This is a genomic window from Streptomyces sp. NPDC048248, from assembly GCF_043201875.1.
Taxonomy (GTDB): Bacteria; Actinomycetota; Actinomycetes; order Streptomycetales; family Streptomycetaceae; genus Streptomyces.
The window spans coordinates 140,064-163,706 of record NZ_JBICZL010000004.1 but is presented as its reverse complement, the minus strand read 5'-3'; the positions used below and the strand labels follow the sequence as shown (position 1 = coordinate 163,706).

Annotated in this window: 23 protein-coding genes; 17 read left to right on the top strand and 6 right to left on the bottom strand. The window is 73.0% G+C overall.

The annotated features are described in order from the left end of the window. Nucleotides 1–31: 31 nt before the first annotated feature. The 6 genes from ACGFZW_RS09590 to ACGFZW_RS09565 all read left to right on the top strand — a co-directional run bounded on the left by ACGFZW_RS09590 (nt 32) and on the right by ACGFZW_RS09565 (nt 6,005). Nucleotides 32–604, top strand: coding sequence for a TetR/AcrR family transcriptional regulator (locus tag ACGFZW_RS09590; RefSeq protein WP_393892506.1), 573 nt, complete (start codon nt 32–34; stop codon nt 602–604). A 493-nt stretch (nt 605–1,097) separates the two neighbouring features. Next, a complete protein-coding gene (locus ACGFZW_RS09585; RefSeq protein WP_393892505.1) occupies nt 1,098–2,285 on the top strand; it encodes an energy-coupling factor ABC transporter permease in 1,188 nt (395 codons plus the stop codon). Nucleotide 2,286: 1 nt separating this feature from the next. Next, nucleotides 2,287–3,048: a cobalt ECF transporter T component CbiQ gene (gene cbiQ, locus ACGFZW_RS09580; protein WP_393892504.1), complete on the top strand. Its 762-nt coding sequence runs from the start codon at nt 2,287–2,289 to the stop codon at nt 3,046–3,048. Then, on the top strand, nt 3,036–3,809 hold the full coding sequence (locus tag ACGFZW_RS09575) for an energy-coupling factor ABC transporter ATP-binding protein (RefSeq protein ID WP_393892503.1): 774 nt from the start codon (nt 3,036–3,038) through the stop codon (nt 3,807–3,809). Before cbiQ ends, ACGFZW_RS09575 begins: the two co-directional genes overlap by 13 nt. Nucleotides 3,810–3,886: 77 nt before the next feature. Beyond that, entirely contained in the window at nt 3,887–5,140 is a 1,254-nt protein-coding gene (locus ACGFZW_RS09570; protein ID WP_393892502.1) for a serine hydrolase domain-containing protein, read from the top strand. Nucleotides 5,141–5,219: 79 nt separating this feature from the next. After that, on the top strand, nt 5,220–6,005 hold the full coding sequence (locus ACGFZW_RS09565) for an SDR family NAD(P)-dependent oxidoreductase (protein WP_393892501.1): 786 nt from the start codon (nt 5,220–5,222) through the stop codon (nt 6,003–6,005). 40 nt (nt 6,006–6,045) lie between these two features. Here ACGFZW_RS09565 and ACGFZW_RS09560 read toward each other — a convergent pair whose 3' ends face one another. The 4 genes from ACGFZW_RS09560 to ACGFZW_RS09545 all read right to left on the bottom strand — a co-directional run bounded on the left by ACGFZW_RS09560 (nt 6,046) and on the right by ACGFZW_RS09545 (nt 9,829). After that, a complete protein-coding gene (locus ACGFZW_RS09560; RefSeq protein WP_393892500.1) occupies nt 6,046–6,924 on the bottom strand; it encodes an EamA family transporter in 879 nt (292 codons plus the stop codon). Further along, a complete protein-coding gene (locus ACGFZW_RS09555) occupies nt 6,921–7,064 on the bottom strand; it encodes a hypothetical protein (RefSeq protein ID WP_393892499.1) in 144 nt (47 codons plus the stop codon). Before ACGFZW_RS09555 ends, ACGFZW_RS09560 begins: the two co-directional genes overlap by 4 nt. Before the next feature lie 78 nt (nt 7,065–7,142). Next, a complete protein-coding gene (locus ACGFZW_RS09550) occupies nt 7,143–8,798 on the bottom strand; it encodes a penicillin-binding transpeptidase domain-containing protein (protein ID WP_393892498.1) in 1,656 nt (551 codons plus the stop codon). A 143-nt stretch (nt 8,799–8,941) separates the two neighbouring features. Then, on the bottom strand, nt 8,942–9,829 hold the full coding sequence (locus ACGFZW_RS09545) for a LysR family transcriptional regulator (RefSeq protein WP_393892497.1): 888 nt from the start codon (nt 9,827–9,829) through the stop codon (nt 8,942–8,944). A gap of 810 nt (nt 9,830–10,639) precedes the next feature. On the opposite strand from ACGFZW_RS09545, the gene ACGFZW_RS09540 reads away from it, so the two are divergent. From ACGFZW_RS09540 to ACGFZW_RS09495, 10 genes are all read left to right on the top strand, one after another. Continuing rightward, complete coding sequence (locus tag ACGFZW_RS09540; protein WP_393892496.1) at nt 10,640–11,419, top strand: alpha/beta fold hydrolase; 780 nt, start codon at nt 10,640–10,642, stop codon at nt 11,417–11,419. Further along, entirely contained in the window at nt 11,416–12,978 is a 1,563-nt protein-coding gene (locus tag ACGFZW_RS09535; protein ID WP_393892495.1) for an amino acid adenylation domain-containing protein, read from the top strand. The genes ACGFZW_RS09540 and ACGFZW_RS09535 overlap by 4 nt, the downstream gene beginning before the upstream one ends. Further along, nucleotides 12,975–13,238, top strand: a complete 264-nt coding sequence (locus ACGFZW_RS09530; protein ID WP_393892494.1) for an acyl carrier protein — start codon at nt 12,975–12,977, stop codon at nt 13,236–13,238. Before ACGFZW_RS09535 ends, ACGFZW_RS09530 begins: the two co-directional genes overlap by 4 nt. Continuing rightward, a complete protein-coding gene (locus ACGFZW_RS09525) occupies nt 13,235–14,389 on the top strand; it encodes an acyl-CoA dehydrogenase family protein (RefSeq protein ID WP_393892493.1) in 1,155 nt (384 codons plus the stop codon). The genes ACGFZW_RS09530 and ACGFZW_RS09525 overlap by 4 nt, the downstream gene beginning before the upstream one ends. A 14-nt stretch (nt 14,390–14,403) precedes the next feature. Then, nucleotides 14,404–15,594 carry an acyl-CoA dehydrogenase family protein gene (locus tag ACGFZW_RS09520; RefSeq protein ID WP_393892492.1) on the top strand — a complete coding sequence of 397 codons (1,191 nt, stop codon included), beginning with the start codon at nt 14,404–14,406 and terminating at the stop codon, nt 15,592–15,594. Next, on the top strand, nt 15,588–16,112 hold the full coding sequence (locus tag ACGFZW_RS09515) for a flavin reductase family protein (RefSeq protein WP_393892491.1): 525 nt from the start codon (nt 15,588–15,590) through the stop codon (nt 16,110–16,112). The genes ACGFZW_RS09520 and ACGFZW_RS09515 overlap by 7 nt, the downstream gene beginning before the upstream one ends. A gap of 65 nt (nt 16,113–16,177) precedes the next feature. Further along, a complete protein-coding gene (gene panD / locus ACGFZW_RS09510) occupies nt 16,178–16,594 on the top strand; it encodes an aspartate 1-decarboxylase (RefSeq protein ID WP_393892490.1) in 417 nt (138 codons plus the stop codon). Between the two features lie 31 nt (nt 16,595–16,625). After that, nucleotides 16,626–17,360, top strand: coding sequence for an SDR family NAD(P)-dependent oxidoreductase (locus ACGFZW_RS09505; protein WP_393892489.1), 735 nt, complete (start codon nt 16,626–16,628; stop codon nt 17,358–17,360). Nucleotides 17,361–17,417: 57 nt separating this feature from the next. Further along, nucleotides 17,418–18,230, top strand: coding sequence for a phytanoyl-CoA dioxygenase family protein (locus ACGFZW_RS09500; protein WP_393892488.1), 813 nt, complete (start codon nt 17,418–17,420; stop codon nt 18,228–18,230). Beyond that, nucleotides 18,227–19,333, top strand: coding sequence for a zinc-binding dehydrogenase (locus ACGFZW_RS09495; RefSeq protein ID WP_393892487.1), 1,107 nt, complete (start codon nt 18,227–18,229; stop codon nt 19,331–19,333). The genes ACGFZW_RS09500 and ACGFZW_RS09495 overlap by 4 nt, the downstream gene beginning before the upstream one ends. A 69-nt stretch (nt 19,334–19,402) precedes the next feature. On the opposite strand, the gene ACGFZW_RS09490 is transcribed toward ACGFZW_RS09495, so the two are convergent. Next, nucleotides 19,403–20,287 (bottom strand): helix-turn-helix domain-containing protein, encoded by an 885-nt coding sequence (locus ACGFZW_RS09490; protein ID WP_393892486.1) that lies wholly within the window; start codon nt 20,285–20,287, stop codon nt 19,403–19,405. A gap of 223 nt (nt 20,288–20,510) precedes the next feature. Here ACGFZW_RS09490 and ACGFZW_RS09485 point away from each other — a divergent pair, with 223 nt between their 5' ends. Continuing rightward, nucleotides 20,511–21,761 carry an MFS transporter gene (locus ACGFZW_RS09485; RefSeq protein WP_393892485.1) on the top strand — a complete coding sequence of 417 codons (1,251 nt, stop codon included), beginning with the start codon at nt 20,511–20,513 and terminating at the stop codon, nt 21,759–21,761. A gap of 89 nt (nt 21,762–21,850) precedes the next feature. Here ACGFZW_RS09485 and ACGFZW_RS09480 read toward each other — a convergent pair whose 3' ends face one another. Then, the gene (locus tag ACGFZW_RS09480; RefSeq protein WP_393892484.1) at nt 21,851–23,587 is read right to left on the bottom strand and encodes a dolichyl-phosphate-mannose--protein mannosyltransferase; all 1,737 of its coding nucleotides are present in this window, start codon (nt 23,585–23,587) and stop codon (nt 21,851–21,853) included. Nucleotides 23,588–23,643: the final 56 nt, after the last annotated feature.

Below are 23,643 nucleotides of genomic sequence, written 5' to 3'. Positions count from 1 at the left end.
GCGCCCGTACGGTCCGAGCAGGAGGTGCGCCATGGGACGCAGCCGGCTGGCACCCGAGCGGGAGGCCGAGCTCTGCGCCGCCGTCCTCGACCTGCTCCGCGAGGTCGGCTACGACGCGCTCACCATGGACGCCGTCGCGGCGCGTACCCGCTCCAGCAAGGCCACCCTCTACCGCCAGTGGCAGGGCAAGCCCGAGCTGGTCGCCACGGCCCTGCGGCACTCCAAGCCGGTCAGCACCGCGGACATCGACACCGGCAGTGTGCGCGGCGACTTCGCCGAGCTGGCGCGCCGCGCGGACGACGGGCAGCTGGCCAAGGACGCCGCCCTGATGCGCGGTCTGGGGCAGGCCGTGCACGGCAACCCCGATCTGCACCGGGCACTGCGCGAGGTGCTCCTCGACCCCGAGGTGACCGGCCTCGACGCGATGCTGCAGCGCGGCATCGACCGCGGCGAGATCGCCGCCGACTGCCCCGCGCTCCCGTTCGCCGCGCACATGCTGATCGGCGCGCTCGTCACCCGCCAGCTCATCGAGGACCGCAGCGCCGATGCCGCGTTCCTCTCCGCCTATGTCGACGCCGTGGTGCTCCCCGCGCTGGGCGTCTGAACCGAGGCCGGCGGCGGACCGCCGCCGGCCTCCGAGAACTCCGGGACCGTTGTGTGAGCGGAGCGGCTCCGGAGCCTGCGCCCGCCCGTGGGGACGGGAGCGGCGCGCAAATGAAGGGCCCGGTGGCGGCTTCCCGTGAGGACGGGGCCGTCGCCGGGCCCTTCCTTTCCCTCGGTGGCCCCGGGCGGCCGGCATCGCGGGCACGGTCGGTATGCCGCGAGCCCCCCACCACGGTTGAAGCCCTCTCCTCGCGCAGTGAGTGATCTCATGCGGACGGAGAGCCGACCGGAGGTCCGGATTCCCGGCTCGGTGGCCGGGAACGGCGTTATCCGCCCGCTCGTCACTGTTTGCCCGGCCATGGTGGACGAACACCGCTGCCCGGGGCGTCCCCACCACGGCCGCCGTGGCCGTCTCGCATCGCAGGCGCTCTTGCAAGCACTTTGCAGGAGGCCCGAACATAGGGGGGTTGCACAGCTGAAGCGGAGACCCTGAGATGCACGTACCCGATGGATTCATCAACGCGCCGGTGTCGGCCGCGGCCGGTGTGGTCGCCGCGGCCGCCGTCGCGGTCAGCCTGCGCGGCGCCCGGCGCGAACTGGCGGGTGCGGGCCGGGGCACGGGCAGCGGCGCGGAGCGCACCGCACCGCTCGCCGGCCTCGTCGCCGCGTTCATCTTCGCCGTCCAGATGCTCAACTTCCCCGTCGGCGCCGGCACCAGCGGTCATCTGCTGGGCGGCGCCCTCGCGGCGATACTCGTCGGGCCGTACACCGGCGTGCTGTGCGTGTCGGTGGTGCTGCTCATGCAGGGCGTGCTGTTCGCCGACGGCGGGCTGACGGCGCTCGGCGTCAACATCACGGACATGGCGATCGTGACCACCGTCGTCGCCTACCTGCTCTTCCGCGGCCTGGTGAAGGTCCTCCCGCGCCGCCGTTCCTCGGTCACCGCCGCCGCCTTCGTCGCCGCCCTGGTCTCGGTGCCCGCCGCCGCGGTCGCCTTCACCGGCCTGTACGCCCTGGGCGGCACCGCCGACGTCCCGATCGGCAAGGTCTTCACCGCCATGGTCGGCGTCCACGTCCTGATCGGCATCGGAGAGGCCGCGATCACCGCGCTGACCGTCGGCGCCGTCATCGCGGTACGCCCCGACCTGGTCCACGGCGCACGCGGCCTGACCAAGCCGCTGGAGCTGCGCACCGCGCCGGTGACGGCGCCCGCCGCCCCGGCGCCCGCCACAGGTGACCTCGGCACGGCCGCCCGCGACACCACTCCCGCCGAGCCCGCGGTGGCCACCGCGGGCGCGGCCCCCGCCGACGACGCCCCCGCGCCCGTCTCCGCCCCGCGCCGCTCCGCCCGCGGCGTCTGGCTGGCCGGCCTCGCCGCCGCCCTGGTGTGCGCGGGCGGCGTCAGCTACTACGCCTCCGCCAGCCCCGACGGCCTGGAGAAGGTCGCCCACGACCAGGGCATCGACGCCAAGGCCGAGGACCACGCGGCCAAGGACTCCCCGCTCGCCGACTACGGAGTCAAGAACCTCGCCGATCCGCGGCTGTCCGGCGGCCTGGCCGGGGTGATCGGCGTGGGCGCGACCCTGGCCGTCGGCACCGGCGTGTTCGTGGTGCTGCGCCGCCGCAGGGCCGCGAGCTCCGACGGGCACCCGGCCGAGGCCCGTCCGCACGGCGGCGCCTGACATGGGCGCGGGCCACGCCCACAAGCTCTACCGGCACGGGCACTCGCCGGTGCACGCCCTGCCGCCGCACTGCAAGATCGCGGCCGTCTTCTGCTTCGTCCTGATCGTCGTCTCCACCCCGCGCGAGCAGATCTGGGCGTTCGGGCTGTACGCCGTGCTGCTCGCCGCGGTGGCGGGCGCGGCCCGCGTCCCGGCCGGCTTCCTCCTCAAGCGGCTGCTCATCGAGGTGCCGTTCGTGGCGTTCGCCGTCCTGATGCCGTTCGTCGCCGAGGGCCCACGGGTGACCGTCCTCGGACTGAGCCTGAGCGAGTCCGGCCTCTGGGGCGCCTGGAACATCCTGGCCAAGGGGACGCTGGGCGTCGCCGCGTCGGTCCTCCTGGCCTCCACCACCGAACTGCGCGAACTCCTCCTCGGCCTGCAGCGCCTGAAGATGCCGCCGCTGCTCGTGCAGATCGCCTCCTTCATGATCCGCTACGGCGATGTGATCACCGACGAGATGCGGCGGATGCGCATCGCCCGGCTCTCCCGCGGCTTCGAGGCGCGCGGGATACGCCACTGGGGCGTGCTCGCCAAGTCCGCCGGCGCCCTGTTCATCCGCTCCTACGAGCGCGGCGAGCGGGTGCACCTCGCCATGGTCAGCCGCGGTTACACCGGCACCATGCCGGTCCTCGCCGAGACGACCGCGAGCCGCGCACAATGGACCCGCGCGGCCGCCCTCCCCGCCACCGCCCTCGCCGTATGCCTCCTGGGATGGACCCTTTGAGCACCGCACCGCCCGCCCCGTCCCTCGACATCGCCGGGCTCGCCTACGCCTACCCCGACGGCCACCAGGCGCTCTTCGGCGTCGACCTCACCGTCGGCCGCGGCGAGCGGGTCGCACTGCTCGGGCCCAACGGCGCCGGCAAGACCACCCTCGTGCTGCACCTCAACGGCATCCTCGAAGCGGGCGCCGGCACGGTCACCGTCGCCGGGCTGCCGGTCGGGCGGAGCAATCTCGCCGAGATCCGCCGCCGCGTCGGCATCGTCTTCCAGGATCCCGACGACCAGCTGTTCATGCCCACCGTCCGGGAGGACGTCGCCTTCGGGCCCGCCGCCTCCGGGCTGCGCGGCGCCGAACTCGACGCCCGCGTCACCGAAGCGCTCACCCGCGTCGGCATGGCCGAGTACGCCGACCGGCCCCCGCACCACCTCTCCTTCGGTCAGCGCCGCCGGGTCGCCGTCGCCACGGTGCTGGCGATGCGCCCGGAGATCCTCGTCCTGGACGAGCCGTCCTCCAACCTCGACCCGGCGTCCCGCCGTGAACTGGCCGACATCCTCCGGTCGTTGGACGTGACGGTGCTCATGGTCACGCACGACCTGCCGTACGCGCTCGAGCTGTGCCCGCGTTCGGTCGTGCTGTCCGGCGGCGTCATCACCGCCGACGGCACCACCCAGGACCTGCTGTGCGACACGGAACTGATGCGCACCCACCGCCTCGAACTGCCCTTCGGATTCGATCCGCGCTCGGTGACGCTCCCCCTGTGACGAACCCCACCCACCGAGGCCCTGGTCACCAGCACTGATCCGCACGTTGCACCATTGATGGGTCACCGACGCGACGGATGAGTGGGAAGCAGGAATCAGTGGTGGACGTCCAGGGCACGGTCGAGGACGGCTTCGAGCCGGTCCGGGACGCCTTCGCGGCAAACTTCGCACAGCGCGGTGAGCGGGGCGCGGCCGTCGCCGTGTACCGGCACGGGCGCAAGGTCGTCGACCTGTGGGGCGGCACGAAGCACGGGGACGGCGGGCCGGACGTCCCCGCCGACGGGGCGGCCTCCGACGGCCCGCAGGACGGGCCCGCCGCGCCCTGGGAGGCGGACACCGCGATGCTGGTGCGCTCCGCGAGCAAGGGCATCGCCGCCGTCGTCCCGCTCGTGCTGCACCAGCGCGGACAGCTCGACCTGGATGCGCCGGTCGGCACGTACTGGCCCGAGTTCAAGGCAGCGGGCAAGGACCGTGTCCTGGTCCGCCACCTCCTCTCGCACCGCGCCGGGCTGCCCGTCCTGGACACCCCGCTCACCCCCGAGCAGGCCGTCGACGGTGTCAGCGGCCCCGCCGCCGTCGCCGCCCAGGCCCCCGCCTGGACGCCCGGCGAGGACCACGGCTACCACGCGCAGACCTACAGCTGGCTGATCGGCGAACTGGTCGCGCGCATCACCGGCCGCAGCATCGGCAGCTGGATCGCCGAGGAGATATCCGGCCCGCTCGGCCTGGACCTCTGGATCGGGCTCCCGCCCGCGCTGCACTCCCGCGTCGGCCGGCTCGCCGAGATCGAGACGCCCGCCCCGGCCGCCTCGTCGGGCCTGCGGGTGCGCCCCAAGCAGTCCGTCACCGACGCCTACCTCGACCCGGCCTCGCTGACCCGCCGCGCCTTCGCCGCGATCTCCCCGGCACCGGACGAGAACGCCGCCGCCTACCGCGAGGCCGAGCTCCCCGCCTCCGCCGGCATCGCCACGGCACGCTCCCTGGCCCGCTGCTACGCCGCCCTCATCGGCGCCGTCGACGGCCACCCCCGCCTCTTCGCCCCCGCGACGCTGACCCTGGCCCGTACCGAGGAGTCCGCAGGGCCCGACCGCACCCTCGTGGTCAACACCCGCTTCGGCCTGGGCTTCATGCTGCACGGGGCGGCGGCCCCGCTCCTGGCGCGGGGCTCCTTCGGCCACCCCGGCCGCGGCGGCTCCCTCGCCTTCGCCGACCCCGAGAGCGGTCTCTCCTTCGGCTACACCACCAACGGGATGCAGCAGAACGTGACCGCCGACCCGCGCGCCCAGGCGCTGGTGCGGGGCCTGGCCGCGGCGGTCCGCGCCGCGGGATGAGCCCCGGCGCCCGTCCTGGGTAGAGAGCACACAGGCCGGGGCGCCCGGCCGGACGGTGTGCGGCGGGAAGGGCGGAGCCATGACGCGGCGATTCGACGGGTACGGGGTGCTGATCACCGGCGCGGGCCGGGGCATCGGGGAGGCCACCGCGCGGCGGCTGGCCGACGAGGGGGCCCGGGTGCTGATCACCGACCGCGACGGAGCGCGCGCGGAACGCGCCGCGAAAGGTATCCGCGCGGCCGGTGGCGACGGCCAGGCACGGGCGTGCGACGTGGCCGACCGGGCCGCGGTGGAGGCCGCGGTGGCGTACGCGGCCGAGCGGTTCGGTGGCCTCGACGTGCTGGTCAACAACGCCTGCTCCTGCCACCCCGACACCCCGGAGTTCGAGGACCAGCCGGACGAGGACTGGGCGGCGGACCTCGACATCACGCTCGGCGGCGCGTTCCGCTGCGCACGGGCCGCGCTGCCGCACCTGGCCGCCGCCGGCGGCCGCGGCGCGATCGTCAACATCGGGTCCGTCAACGGCATCCAGGACTTCGGCAATCACGCCTACAGCGCCGCGAAGGCCGGCCTGGCAAGTCTGACCCGCACCCTCGCCGGCCGGGCAGCGCCCCGGGGTGTGCGGGTCAACCTCGTCGCTCCGGGGACGGTCGACACCCCCAACTGGGACGGGCACGAGGACGCGTTGCGCCGCGCCGCGCGGGCCTATCCGCTGGGCAGGGTGGGGCGCCCCGAGGACATCGCCGCCGCGGTCGCCTACCTGGCCTCGGCCGACGCAGCCTGGGTCACCGGCATCACCCTGCCCGTCGACGGCGGGGTGCTGATCGCCAACACCGAGCTCCGCAAGGCGCTGAAGGGCGGCTGAGCCGGGGCGGGGCAGCCGTCCCGGGCGCCGGCTCGCGCGCCTACCCCGCGTGCAGCATCAGGCCGATGCCGACGACCATCAGACCCGCCGCGGCGATACGCGGCGCGCCGAAGCGCTCCTTGAAGAACACCGCGCCGATGGCGGCGCCGACGATGATGGAGGACTCCCGCAGGGCCGCGACCGGGGCGAGCGGTGCCTTGGTCTGCGCCCACAGGACCAGGCCGTACGCGAAGACCGACAGGACTCCGCCGAGCAGCCCGCGCAGGGCGATCGGGCGCAGCTGGGTGAGCAGCGCGCGACGGCGGGTGGCGAGGGCGTAGGCGGGGATGGCGATCCCCTCCAGGACCATCAGCCAGGCGATGTAGCCGAGGGGGGTGCCGGAGGCGCGGACACCGAGGCCGTCGACGGTGGTGTACGCGGCGATGGCGAGCCCGGTGGCGAGGGCGGCGGTGATCGCCGGCCACTGGACGGACGGGCCCGATGTGCCCTCGTGGCCCTTCGGGCGGGCGCCGCGCATGCCCCACAGCGCGACGCCGACCAGGCCGGCCGACGCCAGCACGACACCGGTCAGCGCCCACGTGTCCGGGATCTCGTGCACGAAGACGGCGGCGAGGACCGTGACGACCAGCGGCGCGGTGCCCCGGGCGATCGGGTACATCTGGCCGAACTCGCCCAGCCGGAACGACTGCATGAGCAGCGCCTGGTAGACGACGTGCAGGACGGCGGAGCCCAGCAGGAAGGGCCAGGCGCCGGCGGCCGGCAGGGGAGTGAAGGCGGCCAGGACGGCACCGCAGAGCGCGCCTCCGCCGCCGACGAGGGTGAAGGCGAGGAGCTGGTCGCGTATCCCGTGGGCGATGGCGTTCCACCCGGCGTGGGTGACGGCGGCTATCAGGACCGCGACGACGACGAGCGGGGTCACGCGGTGCGCTCGCGCACGTCGGCGGCCCGGCGGGCCTCGTCGGCCGTGCCCGGTGCGGCGGGCGGCGTGGAGCCTCCCGGAGGAGCCGGGGAGCTGCCGGTGGTCGTGGCGGTGGGCGTGGGGGACGCGGAATCGCTCATGGCCCGCACGCTAGCGAAAGCTGTACGGGCCATGCGAACCGATTCCACCGGGGCGCCCGAGCGGGCGCCCCGTCCCGGTCAGCCGGCGGTGAGGATGGCGCGGACCACCGGGCCCGCGTTGGAGCCGCCGTGGCCGCTCGCCGGGACGACGGCCGCCGCGGCCAGGTCGTCGCGGTAGGCGGTGAACCAGGCGTTGGGCTTCTTCTGCCCGTCGACCTCGGCCGAGCCGGTCTTGGCGCCGATGTCACCGCCGACGCCGGACATCGCCTCGGCGGCCGTGCCGGAGGTCGCCGTCAGCCGCATCAGCGACTTCAGTCCGGCCGCGGTGCCGGGCTTCATGGCGCGCGGCGCCTTGGCGAGCGTCCGGTTGTCGAGGGACGGCGAGACGATGTACGGCTGGTGGAAGGAGCCGGCGCGGACCGTCGCGGCGAGCGTGGCGACGTTGAGCGGGTTCATCCGCACACCGCCCTGGCCGATCAGCGAGGCCGCCATCTGCGCGTCGCTCTGCACCGGCACGTTCCCGTCGAAGGTGGGGATGCCGGTCTGCCAGTTCAGGCCGATGCCGAAGACGTCCCTGGCCTCCTTCGTCAGATCGTCGTCGCTGAGCTTCTCCGCCTGCGAGATGAAGGCGTTGTTGCAGGACGCCGCGAAACTCTGGGCGAAGGTGCCCTTGGGGATCTCGGTCTTGTCGAGGTTCTGGAACTTCCAGCCGCCGACGGTCACGTACTTGGGGCACGGGTGCGCCTTGCCCGGCGACGTCATCCCCTTGTCCATCAGCATCGCCGCCGTCACGATCTTCATCGTCGAGCCGGGGGCCAGCGAGCCCTGGGTGGCGACACTGAAGCCCTTCGCCGGGGAGTTGGCGATCGCCAGGATCTCTCCGGTGCTGGGCTTGATCGCGGTCGCGGACGCTTCCTTCTTGCCCTTGACCGCGTTCTCCGCGGCCGTCTGGAGCCCCGCGTCCAAGGTGGTCTTGAGCGTGCCGGGGGTGCCCTTGGAGAGCACCTTCAGCGTCTTGTCGGGCTGCTGCTCGGCGGCCTTGGCGGCCTTGGCGCGGTGGATGAACAGCTCCACGCCGGGCTTGCCGTCGGTCTTGTCGCCGTACTTGTCCCGCAGGCTCTCCAGCACGCCGGCCAGCGCCGGGTGGGAGGCGGGCGTCAGCTCGGTGCCGTTACGGTCCACGGCCTTGATCGGCGGTGCCTCGGCCTCGCCGGTGCGCAGCTCGTCGCCCTTGGCCAGGTCGGGGTGCAGTACCGCGGGCTTCCACGCGACGCGCGGCTTGCCGGTGGAGGTGTCGCGCTCCAGGTCCATCGAGGTGCGGTACGAGACGGGCGCCGTGGCTCCCTTGAAGTCGATCCGTGCGGCGACCGTGTAGGGCACGGTGCCACCGGTGGCCTTGCCGGGGGTGAGCGTCACCTTGGAGAACTTCGCCTGCTTGCTGAAGGTCTCCAGCGCGCTCTTCGCGGTGTCCGGGCTGTCGGTCAGCGCGGCGGCCTTCGAGGCGTCGCCGGACTGCCAGGCGGTCAGGAACGCCCGCGTGGTGGTGTGGACCTCCGCGGAGGTCAGCGGGCCCGTCTTCACCTTGGGCGAGCTGTCGCCCGGTGCGCCGTCCGCCGACCTGACCTCCTGCGGGGACGACTCGTCCGAGCCGCCGAACAGCGTGAAGCCGCCGACGACTCCCGCCACCAGGGCAACCGATCCGCCGATCAGCCCGTACTTCACCTCACGGCGCATGCCACCGATTCCCTCCCGAGTGCCTCGTCCTTGAATACGCACACAAGAACGTGCGTCGCACTCTAAGGGACACGGGGAAACCGTGAGTCTCGATCGGAGCACGGTCCGGTGACACGCTGTCCACAATCTGTGACACGGGTGTGTCACACTCCCGCCTTCGGTCTGCCGTCCGCGTCACCGGACGGCAGTTCGCCCGCTGCCCGCCAGGCGCGGTCGGCGAACCGCGCCGCCTGTGGGTGCGCGCCGTGCGAGGGGTGGGCGAGGTGGGCGCGCACCGTGGGGGCGCCGGTCAGCGGGACGAGGCGGACGGAGGGGTGGGTGTAGCGCCGGGCGGCGGAGACCGGTGCGGTGCCCACGCCGAGGCCGGCGGCCACCTTCTCCAGCCATTCGTCGAAGTTGCGGCATTCCGCGCCGATCACCGGGCGGCTGCCGTCCTGCCACATGTCGGGAAAGGTGGTGCCGCTGACGGTGTTGATGACCAGTGGCCACTCCGCCAGTTCTGACCAGTCCAGCCGGGTGCTGTCGGCCAGATGCCAGCCGGCGGGGACCGCGGCGATGCGTGGCTCCTCGTAAAGGAACACCCCGCGCAGCCCCTTGGGGAGCGTCTCGCCGCGCAGCAGCCCCAGATCGACCACGCCGGTGTCCAGGCCGGCCAGCGGGGTGTCGCAGCGGACGAACTCGACATCGACCCCGGTCTCGTCGGTGAACCGGGTGGCGAGACGGGATAAGCCCTCCGGAAGGCCCCAGCTGAAGCCGACCCGAAGTCGCTCGCCCTCGCGCAGATCGGTGAGGACCGAGTCGAGCTGGTGCAGCAGCGGGGCGACGGCGTCGCGCAGCTTTCCGCCCTTGTCGGTCAGTTCCGTTCTGCGGGTGGTGCGTTCGAAGAGCCGGACGCCGAGGGATTCCTCCAGCGTCCGTATGTTCCGGGTCAAGGTCGGCTGGGCGAGATGGAGACGGCGGCCGGCCGCGGTGAACCCGCCTTCCTCGGCGACGGCCAGAAAGCATCGGAGGTGACGCAGGTCGATGTTCATTCTTGGAGCGTATAGGTGATGCAGCAATGTCATTTCTCCAACCCCGGCGGGCTGTCTAGTCTTCTGGTGTCACCGAGCGGACGGGGTGCCCGGCGAAGTGCGTAACGGCCGGTACCCATGACCTGACGTCTGCGGGTGTACAGCCATGTGTGCAACGGGGGTAAGTGATGCAGAATTTCCGCAGCAGGCAGTTGGTCGGCGATTCGGAAAAGCTGGACAAAGAAAACGCAAAAGAATCCGTCGGCCGGTCGGCAGGGTCGATCCGCCGTCCCGCCGGCACGGCCGGATGCCGGGGAGCGGCGGCCTGCGGGGGAGCGTGGCGGTCGGCCCGGCCGGTCGGCATGCGGTGCCGGGCCCCTGGTCGCGGCTAGCGGATTTCCGGAAGGCTTCGCCGCGATGTCGCCTGCGTGCGCCTTTCCGTTCCTCTGACGCCCTGCTTCCGGGCGCGCTGCGTTCGGCTCTTCGCTCGCTCTTTCCGTAATCATTCCGTAAAGATTTCTCACGGCGCCCTGCGCTGTTCCGGCGGTTCGCGCCGCCGTTAATTGGGCTGCATTGCGGTGCGCTGTCTTCGCATCGCCGTGCCGGCCCTGCGGAAATGCCGGGTGCGTCGCATCGAGCTGCCGGACACGCGATGTGCGGGCGGGCTCAGTGCTGCCTATTCAAATGTTCACCGGTCAACTATCTCTTTCCGTCATTCCGCCTGCCGCCCGGGATTCCTCTGCGCCCTCGCGCGCCGCCCCGAGGTCGTCACCGGCCGGATCCGCCGGAATGTCCATTCTGATACCGCAAACCACCGAGAAGGATATTGATGTGCCGATAATCGACACGCGCAACGGTCCCCTCGAATACGTCCTCACCGACGGCGACCAGGACCTGGCGCCCCTGGTGTTCCTGCACGGAGGGCTCAGCTGCATCGCGGCCTGGGGCCGCTTCCCCGCCCGGCTCGCCGCCGCGACCGGACGGCGCGCCCTGGTCTACTCCCGCCACGGCAACGGCGGTTCGGGCCCCGACCCCCTGCCGCGCACGCCGCGCTACATGCACGAGCACGCCCACCACGTGCTGCCCGGCCTCCTGGACGACCTCGGCCTGCACCGCCCGGTGCTGGTCGGGCACAGCGACGGCGCGTCCATGGCCCTGCTGTACGCCTCCGTGCGCCCGGCCACCGCGGTGGTCGCCATGGGGCCGCACATGTACTTCGAGGAGCAGAACCGACTGGGCATCGAGGCCGCCCGCGCCTCCTACGAAGCCGGGCCGCTCGCCAAAAAGATGGCGCTGGTGCACGACGAACCGCGCACGGTCTTCGAGCGGTGGAGCGAGGTCTGGCTCTCGCCCGGCTTCCGTGACTGGTCCATCGAGGACGACCTCGACGTCACTGCGCCCGTCCTGATGATCCAGGGTGACGCGGACGAGTACGGCTCGCTCGACCAGCTCGACTCCGTCGGGCGCTCGGTACGCGGCCCCGTGCAGCGGCTGGTCCCCGAGGGCTGCGACCACTACCCCTACCTGGTCTGCCCGGAGCTCGTCATCGACACCACCCGCGCCTTCCTCGCCGCCCACCCGGCGACCGCCTCCGCGGAGGCGGCACGGTGACCGGCGCGAGCACCCCGCGGCTCGACGCCCTGCTGGCGCGCTCCGCGCACACCCACCCCGACCGCACCGCTCTGGAGGGCCAGGGCGAGAGCTGGACCTACGCCCAACTCGACCGCGCCGTCAATGCGTTGGCCGCGCAGCTGGTCGACTCCGGGGTCGCTCCGGGGGACCGGGTCGGCGTCTACGCACCCAAGACCCCGGCCACCGTCATCGCTCTCTACGGCGCTCTGCGGGCCGGTGCCGTCACCGCTCCCCTCGACACCGCCGACCCGCCCGAGCGCACCGCCCGCATGCTGCACAACGCGGGGGTGTCCCTGCTGCTGACCACCGACCGCGCGCTGGCCGCCGGCCACCGGGCCGCTGCCCAGGCCCGCGGGGGCGAGCGGGCCGAAGAGGGCGCTCTGGCCCACGGACTGAACTGGCTGCGGGTCCTCGACCCCGACCAGCGGCCGGCGCCGCTGCCCGCGCCCACCGACCGCGGCGGCTACATCCTCTTCACCTCCGGCAGCACCGGCTGGCCCAAGGGTGTGCTGCTCTCGCACGAGAACGTCGCGCACTACGCCCTGTGGGCCGCGGGGGAGTTCGGGCTCACCCCGGACGACCGGATCGGCTCCCAGGCCGCCCTCACCTTCGACCTGACCACCTTCGACCTGTTCAGCGCCGCTGCCGCGGGCGCCTGCACCGTCCTCATGCCCGATCTGCTGCGCGCCTTCCCGCGCGATGTGGTCGGCTGGCTGACCGAGCAGCGCATCACCGCCTTCATGGCCGTGCCCTCCCTCTACCACGGCATGCTCCAGCAGGGCGGCATCGCCGACACTCCGCCGCCCGGCCTGCGCATCGCCGCGTTCGGTGGGGAGGCCTTCGCCCCGCCGCTGCTGGAGCGGTATCTGCGGCTCCTCGGCACGGTGCCGTTCTACAACCTCTACGGACCCACCGAGACCAACGCCTGCACCTACCACCGGGTCCCGGCCGACTGGAGCGCCGACCAGGAACTGACCATCGGCCGCGGTATCGACGGCGTCCACCTCGACGTCCTCGACGAGGACGGGCGGCCCACCGACGGCGAGGGCGAGCTGTTCATCGCCGGGCCCACCGTCTTCCAGGGCTACCTGCGCGGCGGTGAACTCAGCGACCCGACCGTCACGGTGACCTTTCGCGACGGCGTCACCCGCCGTGCCTACGCCAGCGGCGACATCGCCCGGATCACCTCCGACAGCCGCGTCTTCCTGCGCGGCAGGCGCGACTCCCAGGTCAAACGACGCGGCCACCGCATCGACCTGCTGGACATCGAGAGCGCCGTCCTCGAACTGCCCGGTGTCGCCACAGCGGCCGTGGTCTCCAAGGTCGGCGAGCACGCCGGCCAGATCTGGGTCTACGCCAGGACCGACGCCGGTGAACGGGAGGTCCTGGCCGATCTGCGGGCCGTCCTGCCCAAGCGGATGCTGCCCGACCGGGTCGTCCCCGTCACCAGCCTGCCCACCACCACCAGCGGGAAGGTCGACCGCCGCGCCCTGAGCGAGGCCACCGCCCCCGCACCACTTCAGGAGAGCCGTACATGAACACCGTCGAAGACCTCTGCACCCTCATCGGCCGCCGCATCACCTGGGCGCGCGGCGAGGACCCGCAGTCCCTCACCCCCGACACGCCCCTTCTGGAGAGGGGCCTGATCGACTCGCTGGCCATCATGGAGATCGTCGCCGCACTCGACAAGGAAGCCGGCGTCACCCTGCCCGACACCGAGATCGTCGCCGCCAACTTCCGTACGCCCAAGGCCCTGTGGACCGCCATCGGCGCCCTCACCGGCGAGGGCCGCGCATGACCGCCGCCGGCCCGCTGCGCACCGGCGACCCGCGCACCGAGCAACTCGTCGACCGCTACCGCGACCTCGCCGCACCGGCGTGGGAACAGGTCGCGGAGAAGGACTTCGCCACGCAGTGGCAGGCCATGGCCGACCTCGGCGTGCTCCGCCTCGCCGACCCGTCGGACCAGGCACCGGGACCGGTCACCCGCGCGCTCGCCACGATCGAGGGCATCGGCCTCGCCGGCGTCGACCCCGGCCTCTGCTACGCCCTGGCCTCGCAACTCTTCGGCATGCAGTTCCCGCTGCGCGCCGCCCTCTCCCAGGACGCCTGGCGCGCCGTGGCCGACGTCCAGGACGGCGGGGTGCTGCTCTGCCACGCGCTGACCGAGCGCAAGGGAGGCAGCGACCCGCTGTCGATGGCCACCCGCGCCCGGCGCGAGGGCGACGGGTGGGTCCTCGACGGCGCCAAGACCTTCATCACCGCCGCACCGGTCGCCGACCGGGCGATCGTCTTCGCTCGCACCGCCGAGGGCCGCTCGCCCTTCGCGCTGTCCGCCTTCCTCTTCCCCCTCGACCTGCCGGGCGTCTCCCGCGGCGAGACCTTCGACAAGACCGCGCTGCCCACCGTCCCGATGGGGGAACTGCTCTTCGACGACGTGCGGTTGCCGGCCGGCGCGCTGATCGGCGAGGAGGGATCCGGCCTGGCCGTGATGGCCTCCACCACCGCCTGGGAGCGCTCGGTGATCCTGGGCTACGCCCTCGGCCCGATGCACCGCACCCTGGCCAGGACCGTCGACTGGGCGTGCGGCCGCGACCACTTCGGGCGCCCCATGGGGGCCAGCCACCAGGTCGCCGCCCGCGTCAGCGACATGGCGCTGACACTGCACCGCTCCCGCGTCCAGCTGTACGCCATGGCCGCACGGCTCGACGCCGGAACGCCCGCCCGGCAGCTGGCCGCGGAAGCCGCCCTCACCAAGATCTCGGTCTCCGAGGACTACGTACGCCTCACCGAACACGCCACCGCGCTGTCCGGCGTGCGGGCCTTCCTCACCGACTCCGAGCTGACCGCCGACCTGGCCGGACCCATGGCCGCACTCACCTATGCCGGCCCCAACGACCTGCTGCGGGTCGGCATCGCACGGCAACTCGGCCTACCCGTCGAGAACTGACCCGGAGGACTTCGATGACGCTGCCGACACATCTGGACGACATCCTCAAACTCGCCGCGGAGACCGGCGCCGCCCTCGCCCCGCTCGCCGCCGACGTGGACGCCGCCCGCCGCGACGGTCACGAGACCTACGCCCTCCTGCGCGACTCCGGCCTCCTGGGGCTGCTCGCGCCCTGCGAGGCGGGCGGCGCCGGCCTGGGCTTCGGCGACTACTGGCGGGTGCTGGCCGAACTCGGCACGCACAACGGCGCCGCCGCCCTCGGATTCAACATGCACCACGTCGTCATCGGCGCCCTCGCGGACGCCGCGGGCACCGCGCTGCCGCCCGCCGCGAAACGGTTCCGCGCCTGGATGCTCGACGAGGTCGTGCGGGGCCGCAAACTGTTCGCCTCCGCCACCTCCGAGGCCGGCCGGGGCGCCAAACTCCGCGGCATGCAGACCCGCTACCGCCTCTCCGACGACGGCGAGAGCTACCTGCTCACCGGCAAGAAGTCGTTCGTCTCCCTCGCCGGAGTGGCCGACTACTACGTCGTCGCGGCCGCCGCCGACGACGGCACCGAGGACACCGGCGACGTCTCGCACTTCGTCGTCGCCGCCGACGACCCCGGAGTCGGCTTCGGCGCCGTGCACAGCATGTCGGCGATGTACGGCACCAGCACCGCCGCCATGACCCTGGACGCGGTACGGGTGCCCCGCTCCCGGCTCTACCTCGGCGTCGAAGGCATGTCGCTGTTCAAGGTCGTACGGGAGCCGCACTGGATGATCGCCGGCTACACCGGCGCCTACCTCGGCATCGCCGAAGCCCTCTTCCGGCACACCACCGACCACGTCACCGCCAACCCCGACCGCGCCGGATCTCCGGTCATCCAGCAGGAGCTGGGCCGGATGTCCGCCCGGCTGCGGGCGGCCCGCGCGCTGCTGCACGAGGCCGGCGACCTGGTCGACGCGGAGCGCGGCAGCCTGGAGGCCAACGCCATGGTGCACGCGGCCAAGTACGTCGTCGGGGAGGTGGGGCAGCAGCTCGCCCAGGACGCGCTGCGCATCTGCGGCTCCGCCGCCGTGAGCCGCAGCCACCCGCTGGAGCGCCTCATCCGCGAGGCGTCGTTCGCCTCCGTCATGCCGGCCAAGCCGCACGAGTGCCTGGAATACCTGGGCAAGGCCGCGGTCGGCGTCAACCTGTACGACGCGCGGGCCTTCGCATGGTGACCCCGGTCGCCGACGCCGAGGCGCGCACGGTGACGCGGGACGCCTTCCGGGCCCTGATGGGCTCCCACCCCAGCGGCGTCGCGGTCATCACCACCGCCGACGAGCGGGGCACACCGCACGGCTTCACGTGTACCGCCCTGTGCTCGGTCTCCCTCGATCCGCCGCAGCTGCTGGTGTGCGCCTCCACCTCCGGCAGCACCCTGCCGGTGCTCGTCGCTCGGGGCGCCTTCGTGGTCAACCTCCTGCACGGCGACGGCCGTCGCGCCGCCGAGGCGTTCGCAGGGCCCGCCGCGGACCGGTTCCGGACCGTCCCCTGGCGGCCCGCCCCCGCCACCGGGCTGCCCGCGCTGGCCGAGGACGCGCACGCCCTCGCCGAATGCCGCGTCAGCCGGCTGGTGCCGGCCGGTGACCACACCGTCGTCATCGGCGAGGTCCTGCGCACCGAGACACCCGACCCGGCGTCCGGCGCCGCCCCCCTGTTGTACGGCCGGCGCCGCTACGCCACCTGGCCCGGCTGAGCGGCCGGCCGCCCACCCGATCCGCACCACCCATCACACGAGTCACCACACAAGACAGGAACGCCATGTACCGCACCATGATGAAGTCGAAGATCCACCGCGCCACCGTCACCCAGGCCGACCTGCACTACGTCGGCTCGCTGACCATCGACTCCGACCTGATGGCGGCCGCTGACCTGCTGCCCGGCGAGAAGGTCGACATCGTCGACATCGAGAACGGCGCCCGGCTGTCCACCTACGTCATCGAGGGCCGGGCCGGCTCCGGCGTGATCGGCATCAACGGCGCGGCCGCCCGGCTCATCAGCCCCGGTGACCGGGTGATCATCATCGCCTACGCCGCCATGAAGAACGAGCAGGCCGCCGCCTTCGTCCCCAGCGTCGTCTTCGTCGACGAGCACAACGCCGTCGCCGACCTCGGCGGTGACCCGGCGGCCGTACCCGACGGCGCCGGGCTGATCCGCGGCGACCTGATCGCCAACTGACCCCCGCGTCCGCTCACTTAAGGGAGCCCTCATGACGACCTCCGTGGTCAGCGGCGGCACCCGGGGCATCGGACGGGAGCTGAGCCTGCGGCTCGCCGCCCTCGGCCACCGGGTGATCGCCCTCTACCGCGACGACGAGGACGCCGCACGGCAGACCGTACGGTCCGGGGACGGGCGGATCGAGGCACTGCGCTGCGACCTCGCCCGCCCCGACGAGATCCGGGCGGTGTGCGCACGGATCACCGATACGCACGGCGCACCAGGCGTCCTCGTCAACAACGCCGGGGTCAACCGCGACCGGCCGTTCCTGTCCATGACCGAGGAGGACTGGGACACGGTCCTGGCCACCAACCTCTCCGGCCCCTTCCACCTCAGCCGCGCCCTGGCCCCCACGATGGCCGCGGCCGGTGGCGGCAGCATCGTCAACATCGCCTCCACCACCGCCCTCCGCCCCCGCCCGGACGGCGCCAACTACTGCGCGAGCAAGGCGGGACTGCTCCAGCTCACCAAGTGCATGGCGCTCGAACTCGCCCCGCACATCAGGGTCAACGCCCTGCTCCCCGGTTTCACCGACACCGAGGAGGTCACCGAGCGCTACCGGCTCGACGACCCGGACCGGCGGGCCGCCGTGCTGGAGAGCATCCCCCGGGGCCGGCTCGGCACCGCCCGGGACATGGCCGACGCCCTCGAATTCCTGGTGACCGCACGCAGCGGATACGTCACCGGGCAGCAACTCATCGTCGACGGCGGTCACTTCATGGGCTGACCGGCCCGCCCCGAGACCCGACGGATTTCCCCTCATCCTCAGGAGAAGAAGACACTCATGCGACTCACCCAGTCACAGGTCGACCAGTACCACGACAACGGATTCCTGATGCTGGAATCCCTCCTGGACGTGGAGGAGGTGGAGAGTCTGCGGGCTGCCTTCGCGCGCGACAGCGAGGTCCCCGGCCCGCAGGTCGTGACCGAGGAGGGCGGCACGGAGGTCCGTGCAGTCTACTCCTCGCACCAGCGGCAGCCGGAGTACGCCGGGCTCGTGCGCGACCCGCGCATCCTGGCGCCCGTCCAGCAGCTGCTCACCGACGACGTCTACATCTACCAGTTCAAGATCAACGCCAAGCCGGCCTTCGGCGGCGACAAGTGGGCCTGGCACCAGGACTACCTCGCCTGGCGCCTCGCCGACCAACTGCCCGCACCGCGACAGGTCAACATCGGCGTCTTCCTCGACGACGTCACCGAGTTCAACGGCCCGGTCATCTTCCTGCCCGGCTCGCACCGCGGCGGCCTCGTCCGCGAGGGCCGGGCGGACGCCGCGAAGTCCGATCAGCACCTCGACCCCGACGACATCTCGCTCACCCCCGAGCAGCTCGCCGAACACGTCGACCGGCACGGCATGACCAGCCCCAAGGGCCCGGCCGGCTCCGTGGTGCTCTTCTCCCCGGAGATCGTGCACGGCTCGGCGCCCAACATGTCGCCGTTCGCCCGCCGGCTGCTGATCGCGACCTACAACGACACCGCCAACCTGCCGCGGCCGGCCGGTGACCCGCGCCCCGACTACGTCGTGTGCCGCGACACCGAGCCGCTGCGCGCCCTGCCCGCGCCGTTCTCCGAGTCCCTGCGGGCGGTGACGGCATGAGCGAGCGCACCGGACGCGCCGTCGTCCTGGAGGAGTTCGGCAAGCCGCTGCGGCTGCGCACCTTCGGCCTGCCGCAGGCCCCCGACGGCGGGATGGTCGTCGCCTGCGGCTACGGCGGGATCTGCGGCACCGACCTGCACCTGCGGCAGGGGCACCTCGACATACCCGTACCGCTCGTCCTGGGCCATGAAGGGCTCGGCGTCATAGACGAGTTGGGGCCCGGGGCGCACCGGGACGCCACCGGCGCGCCGGTGGCCGAGGGCGACACGGTGATGTGGGCCTCCTCCATCGCCTGCGGCGTCTGCCCGCCCTGCCGGCTGCACCGCGAACCGACCCTGTGCGAGAACCGGCGCACCTACGGCGTCAACCGCTCGCTCGCCGACGGCCCCGAGCTGTCCGGCTCCTGGGCCGACCACATCGTGCTGCAGCCCGGCACCACCGTCGTCAAGGTCGCCGACGGCACCGACCCGCTCGCGGCCATGTCGCTCGCCTGCGCGGGGCCCACCGTGGCCCACGCCCTCTCCGAGCGCAGGCCCGTCAGGCTCGGCGAGGTGGTGGTGGTCCAGGGCAGCGGCCCGGTCGGCCTGGCCGCGGCGGCCTTCGCGCAGCTGGCCGGGGCCGCCAAGGTCATCGTCGTCGGCGGGCCGGCCGGGCGGCTGGCCCAGGCCGCCGCTGCCGGCATCGGCGATGTGCACCTGGACATCGCCGGCGCCGACGACCCCGAGCAGGTGCTCCGCGAGGTGCGGGCCGCCACCGGCGGGGGCGGCGCCGATCTGGTCATCGAGTGCGCCGGGGTGCCGGCCGCCGTCGGGCAGGGCCTCACGCTGGCCCGCCGGGGCGGTACGTACCTGGTCATCGGGCAGTACACGGACGCAGGTGACACCCTCGTCAACCCGCACCAGATCGTCCACCGGCAACTGGACGTCATCGGCTCCTGGGCCTTCACCGGCGCCCACCTCGTGGAGTACGTGCGGCTGCTGCCCGCGCTCACCGCCCGCTTCGACCTCGCGAGCCTGGTGACGCCCTTCCCGCTGGCGCGGCACGCCGACGCGCTCACCGCGGTCGCCGACGGCTCGGTGATGAAGGCGGTGCTGACGAGCTGACCGCCGGTGCGGCGGCGAGCCGACGGGCCGGGCACACGCGGTGCCCGGCCCGTCGCTCGCACCCCGCCGTCATCCCCCCTCGCGACGCTGCCCCGCGAGCTTGCCCACCGCCGTCTCCGTCGCCCGGTCGTCGGGGAGGTAGGCCAGGAAGTGATGGCCAGGCTCCTCGACGGCGGCGAGCTTGACGTACCGCAGCCGCAGATCACCCGCCACCGGGTGGCGGAAATGCCGCACGGCGGGATGGAAGGCCGAGGTCTCCCGGCCCTCGTACCACCGGGCCGCGTCCGGATCCGCCAGCAGCTCGTCGGTGATCTCGGCGTACCGGCCGTCCTGGGGGTGGCGGGCCGCCTTCGCACGGAACTGGCCGAGCAGACTTCGCGCCTCGCCCTCCCACTCGGCGAGCAGCGTGCGGGCCGGCGGCCAGCGGAAGACCAGCCACAGCAGATTGCGCTGCTTGGGCGCCAGCCGGGCCGGGTCGGTGAGCAGCGCGGCGTAGCCGCTGTTCCAGGCCAGCAGGTCCCAGTGCGGGTCGAGCACCACGGCCGGGTTCGGCGCCAGCGTCTCCACCAGTGACAGCAGGTTCCGCGACACCCAGCCCGGCGGCTGCCCGGCCGGTTCGGCGCGCTCCACGAACGACAGGACGTGCGCGGTCTCGTCCGCGTCGAGCCGCAGGGCGCGCGCCACGGACCGCAGCACCTGCTCCGACGTACGGACCCGGCCCTGCTCCAGCCACGCGTACCAGGAGCTGCTGATCCCGGCCAGCTCGGCGACCTCGCCGCGCCGCAGGCCCGGGGTGCGGCGCCGTGGCGAGCCGGGCAGCCCCACCTCGTCCGGGGCGAGCCGCTCGCGGCGTGAACGCAGAAAGGCGCCCAGCTCGCGGCGCGGCCCGCTCGCCGGTCCGCTCCCGGCGGGGGTGCCCGCCCGTGCGTTCTCCGCCGGTCCGACGCCGCGCATGCCGGCCGCTCCTCCCCGTGACCGCTGCCCTGTCACCGCTGCCCTGTCACCGCTGTCACCGCAGTCCCCGCCCGTGTCCCCGCTCATGCGCCCGGCGCCGCGGAGCGCCCGGCAGGGTGTGACAAAGGGTAATCGGCTGAGGTCCGGCGAGGGCCCGCCCCGGTGATGGGCTGGAACCGCGCCGGCCCGAGCGGACCGGCACGGAACGGAGAGGAGCCTTTCGTTGGGCACCACAGACCCCGCCGCCCCCGGCATCGGAACCCGCGCCACCGACACCACGGGCACCACCGACACCACCGGCGCCCCTGACAGCCCCGGCACCCCCGCCCCCGGCTTACCCGCCGCCGCCCTACGACTGCTGCGCGCGGCAGGCTTCGTCAGCAACTTCGACCGCTTCTGCATCACACCGATGCTGCTGCTGATCGGCAGTCAACTCGGCGTCTCCCTTCCGACCGTGATGCTGGCGGCCAGCGGCTACTTCCTCGCGTACGGCCTGATGCAGCCGGTCTGGGGCCTGGCCAGCGACCGCCTGGGCCGGGTACGGGTGATGCGCCTGTCGCTCGCCGGGGCCGCCGTCGCCTCACTGGCCTCGGTGCTCGCGCCGGACGCACCCGTCCTGATCGTCGCCCGCGCCGCGGCCGGCGCCTTCTTCGCCGCCTCCATCGCGGCGTCCATCACCTACGTCGGCGACACCGTGCCCGCCGAGGTCAGGCAACGGCCGCTCAGCGAACTGATGACCGCGTTCGCGCTGGGCACGGCGGTGGCCACGGTCGTCGCCGGAGCTCTTGCGCACTACGTGAGCTGGCGCCTGGTCTTCGCGCTCCCCGGCCTGATCGCCCTCTATCTGACCGTCGCCCTGCGCCGCCTGCCGGAGCCGGCCCGCCCGCCGGCCGGCTCCCTGCTCGCCCCGATCCGGGTGGTGCTGCGCTCCCGCTGGCAGTGGTACGTGATGGCCGTGGCGATGCTCGAAGGCGCCGTCCTGCTGGGCTTCCTGACGTACGTCGCCCCCGCTCTGGAGTCCCAGGGCGCCTCGGCGACGCTGGCCGGCGCGGTCTCCGCGCTGTACGGCGTGGGCTCGATGTCGGCGGCCCAGATGGTCAAGCGGCTGGTCGGACGGTGGACGCCCGTGCGGCTGATCGTGGTGGGCGGGGTGCAGATGGCCCTGGCCTTCGGCCTCGCCGCCGCGAGCCGTTCCGTACCCGCGCTGGTGCTGACCGCGCTGCTGCTCGGCGGCGGCTGGTCGTTCATGCACTCCACGATCCAGTCCTGGGCGACCGCACTCTCCCCGACGGCCCGCGCCACCGGCGTCGCCATGTTCGGACTCGCCCTCTACGTCGGCAGCGCCCTGGCCAGCACCCTCGCCGCCGCACCCGCGGAACACCACGCCTACCAGGGGCTCTTTCTGACGGCCGCGGTGCTGACCGTCCCCCTGACCATCGCCGCGGCACTCGGCCGCGCCCGCTACCGCGGCTGAACCGGAGTTCTCACGACGGCGCTTCAGGGCGGCGTTCCCACGACACGGGCCCGGCACCACGAGGTGCCGGGCCCGTCGCGTCAGTGGCGCTACACCCAGGTGTCGAACCACATCCGGTTGTGCCAGGCCGATTTGGGGATCGGCTCGCCGGTGTAGAGCGGCCAGAAGTAGATGAAGTTCCAGATGATGAGCAGGACCAGGACGCCCGCGCCCACCGCGCCGATGGTCCGGCGGCGTTCCGACGAGCCCGGTGGCCCGATGATCGCGCCGGTCATCATGGCCAGCGCCAGGCACAGGAACGGTACGAACACCACGGCGTAGAAGAGGAAGATCGTCCGCTCCTGGTAGAGGAACCAGGGCAGATAGCCGGCCGCTATACCGCAGGCGATCGCACCTGCCCGCCAGTCCCGCAGGAACAGCCAGCGGTAGAGGACGTACAGCAGCGCGAAGCACGCCGCCCACCACAGCAGCGGGGTGCCCAGGGCCAGCACCTCGCGCGCGCAGCCCTCGGCGGCCGTACAGCCGTCCTGGCCGGCCTTGGGGTCCTCGTAGAAGTACGACACCGGCCTGCCGAGGACCAGCCAGCTCCACGGGTTGGACTGGTAGGTGTGCGGTGTGGTCAGTCCGGTATGGAAGGAGTAGACCTCGGTCTGGTAGTGCCACAGGCTGCGCAGCCAGTCCGGCAGCCAGGTCCACGAGCCGGTCCGCCCGTCGGGGCTCGTCGCCCAGTCGCGGTAGTAGCCGCCCTTCGTGGCGAGCCAGCCGGACCAGGACGCGAGGTAGGTGGCGAGCGCGACGACGACGGTGGACCCGAAGGCGGGCAGCACATCGCGGCGCAGCACCGCGCGGAACGGGTGCCGTGCGCCGGCCGTACGCCGGGCCGCGAGGTCCCACAACACCGCCATGAGGGCGAACGCCGCGAGGTAGTACAGGCCGTTCCATTTCGTGGCGGCGGACAGGCCGAGGCACACCCCGGCCGCGATACGCCACGGTCGCCATCCCAGCCGCAGCCGGTCGCCGACGTCCGCGTCCGGCCGCGCCACACCACCCCCGTCGACCGGCAGTGCCGCCGCGAGCCGGGCTCTGGTGCGGTCCCGGTCGACCAGCAGACAGCCGAAGGCGGCCACCACCCAGAACATCACGATCAGGTCCAGCAGCGCGGTGCGGCTCATGACGAAGTGCAGCCCGTCGACCGCCAGCAGAGTCCCCGCCAGGCAGCCGAGCGCCGTCGAACGCAGCAGCCGGCGGCCGATGCGGCAGATGAGCAGCACCGACAGCGTGCCGAGCAGGGCGACCGAGAACCGCCAGCCGAAGGGGTTCATGCCGAACGCCCACTCACCCGCCGCGATCAGCCACTTGCCCATCGGCGGGTGCACCACATAGGAGTGCTCGGGCGTGAGCAGGATCTTCGCCGGGTGCCCGATCAGCGCGTCGTTGGCGTTCTTCGCCCAGGTGCCCTCGTAGCCGTACTGCAGCAGCGACCAGGCGTCCTTGGGGTAGTACGTCTCGTCGAATATCACCTTGCGCGGGGAGCCGAGGTCCCAGAACCGCAGGATCCCCGCGAACAGCGCCACCAACAGCGGACCGGTCCAACCCGACCAGCGGGCGAGCCGGTCGGCGGCGGCCGGGCCCGCGCCGAGCACCGCCCACACCCGCTTGCCGGGTGTGGGGAACGGGGGCACCAGCCGCTCACGGACATCGGCCGGACCTCGGCGGACGTACCCGAAGCGGCGCAGCCGCCGCTGCCACCCCGGGGGCTGCTTGGCCGGCTCCCCGGCGCGATGGGCGTCGGCGTCGGCCGCGGTGTCACTCGTCACCCGGCCCATCGTAGGGAAACCGCCTGTGGACCGGTGCGCCCGCGCCGCCGGACGGGTTCCGGCGT

What these genes read in the sequence shown, in the direction of transcription:
- ACGFZW_RS09590 (WP_393892506.1), top strand. Translation starts at nt 32, where the DNA reads ATGGGACGCAGCCGGCTGGCACCCGAGCGGGAGGCCGAGCTCTGCGCC.
- ACGFZW_RS09585 (WP_393892505.1), top strand. Translation starts at nt 1,098, where the DNA reads ATGCACGTACCCGATGGATTCATCAACGCGCCGGTGTCGGCCGCGGCC.
- cbiQ (WP_393892504.1), top strand. Translation starts at nt 2,287, where the DNA reads ATGGGCGCGGGCCACGCCCACAAGCTCTACCGGCACGGGCACTCGCCG.
- ACGFZW_RS09575 (WP_393892503.1), top strand. Translation starts at nt 3,036, where the DNA reads ATGGACCCTTTGAGCACCGCACCGCCCGCCCCGTCCCTCGACATCGCC.
- ACGFZW_RS09570 (WP_393892502.1), top strand. Translation starts at nt 3,887, where the DNA reads ATGAGTGGGAAGCAGGAATCAGTGGTGGACGTCCAGGGCACGGTCGAG.
- ACGFZW_RS09565 (WP_393892501.1), top strand. Translation starts at nt 5,220, where the DNA reads ATGACGCGGCGATTCGACGGGTACGGGGTGCTGATCACCGGCGCGGGC.
- ACGFZW_RS09555 (WP_393892499.1), bottom strand. Translation starts at nt 7,064, where the DNA reads ATGAGCGATTCCGCGTCCCCCACGCCCACCGCCACGACCACCGGCAGC.
- ACGFZW_RS09550 (WP_393892498.1), bottom strand. Translation starts at nt 8,798, where the DNA reads ATGCGCCGTGAGGTGAAGTACGGGCTGATCGGCGGATCGGTTGCCCTG.
- ACGFZW_RS09545 (WP_393892497.1), bottom strand. Translation starts at nt 9,829, where the DNA reads ATGAACATCGACCTGCGTCACCTCCGATGCTTTCTGGCCGTCGCCGAG.
- ACGFZW_RS09530 (WP_393892494.1), top strand. Translation starts at nt 12,975, where the DNA reads ATGAACACCGTCGAAGACCTCTGCACCCTCATCGGCCGCCGCATCACC.
- ACGFZW_RS09525 (WP_393892493.1), top strand. Translation starts at nt 13,235, where the DNA reads ATGACCGCCGCCGGCCCGCTGCGCACCGGCGACCCGCGCACCGAGCAA.
- ACGFZW_RS09520 (WP_393892492.1), top strand. Translation starts at nt 14,404, where the DNA reads ATGACGCTGCCGACACATCTGGACGACATCCTCAAACTCGCCGCGGAG.
- ACGFZW_RS09515 (WP_393892491.1), top strand. Translation starts at nt 15,588, where the DNA reads ATGGTGACCCCGGTCGCCGACGCCGAGGCGCGCACGGTGACGCGGGAC.
- panD (WP_393892490.1), top strand. Translation starts at nt 16,178, where the DNA reads ATGTACCGCACCATGATGAAGTCGAAGATCCACCGCGCCACCGTCACC.
- ACGFZW_RS09505 (WP_393892489.1), top strand. Translation starts at nt 16,626, where the DNA reads ATGACGACCTCCGTGGTCAGCGGCGGCACCCGGGGCATCGGACGGGAG.
- ACGFZW_RS09500 (WP_393892488.1), top strand. Translation starts at nt 17,418, where the DNA reads ATGCGACTCACCCAGTCACAGGTCGACCAGTACCACGACAACGGATTC.
- ACGFZW_RS09495 (WP_393892487.1), top strand. Translation starts at nt 18,227, where the DNA reads ATGAGCGAGCGCACCGGACGCGCCGTCGTCCTGGAGGAGTTCGGCAAG.
- ACGFZW_RS09490 (WP_393892486.1), bottom strand. Translation starts at nt 20,287, where the DNA reads ATGCGCGGCGTCGGACCGGCGGAGAACGCACGGGCGGGCACCCCCGCC.
- ACGFZW_RS09480 (WP_393892484.1), bottom strand. Translation starts at nt 23,587, where the DNA reads ATGGGCCGGGTGACGAGTGACACCGCGGCCGACGCCGACGCCCATCGC.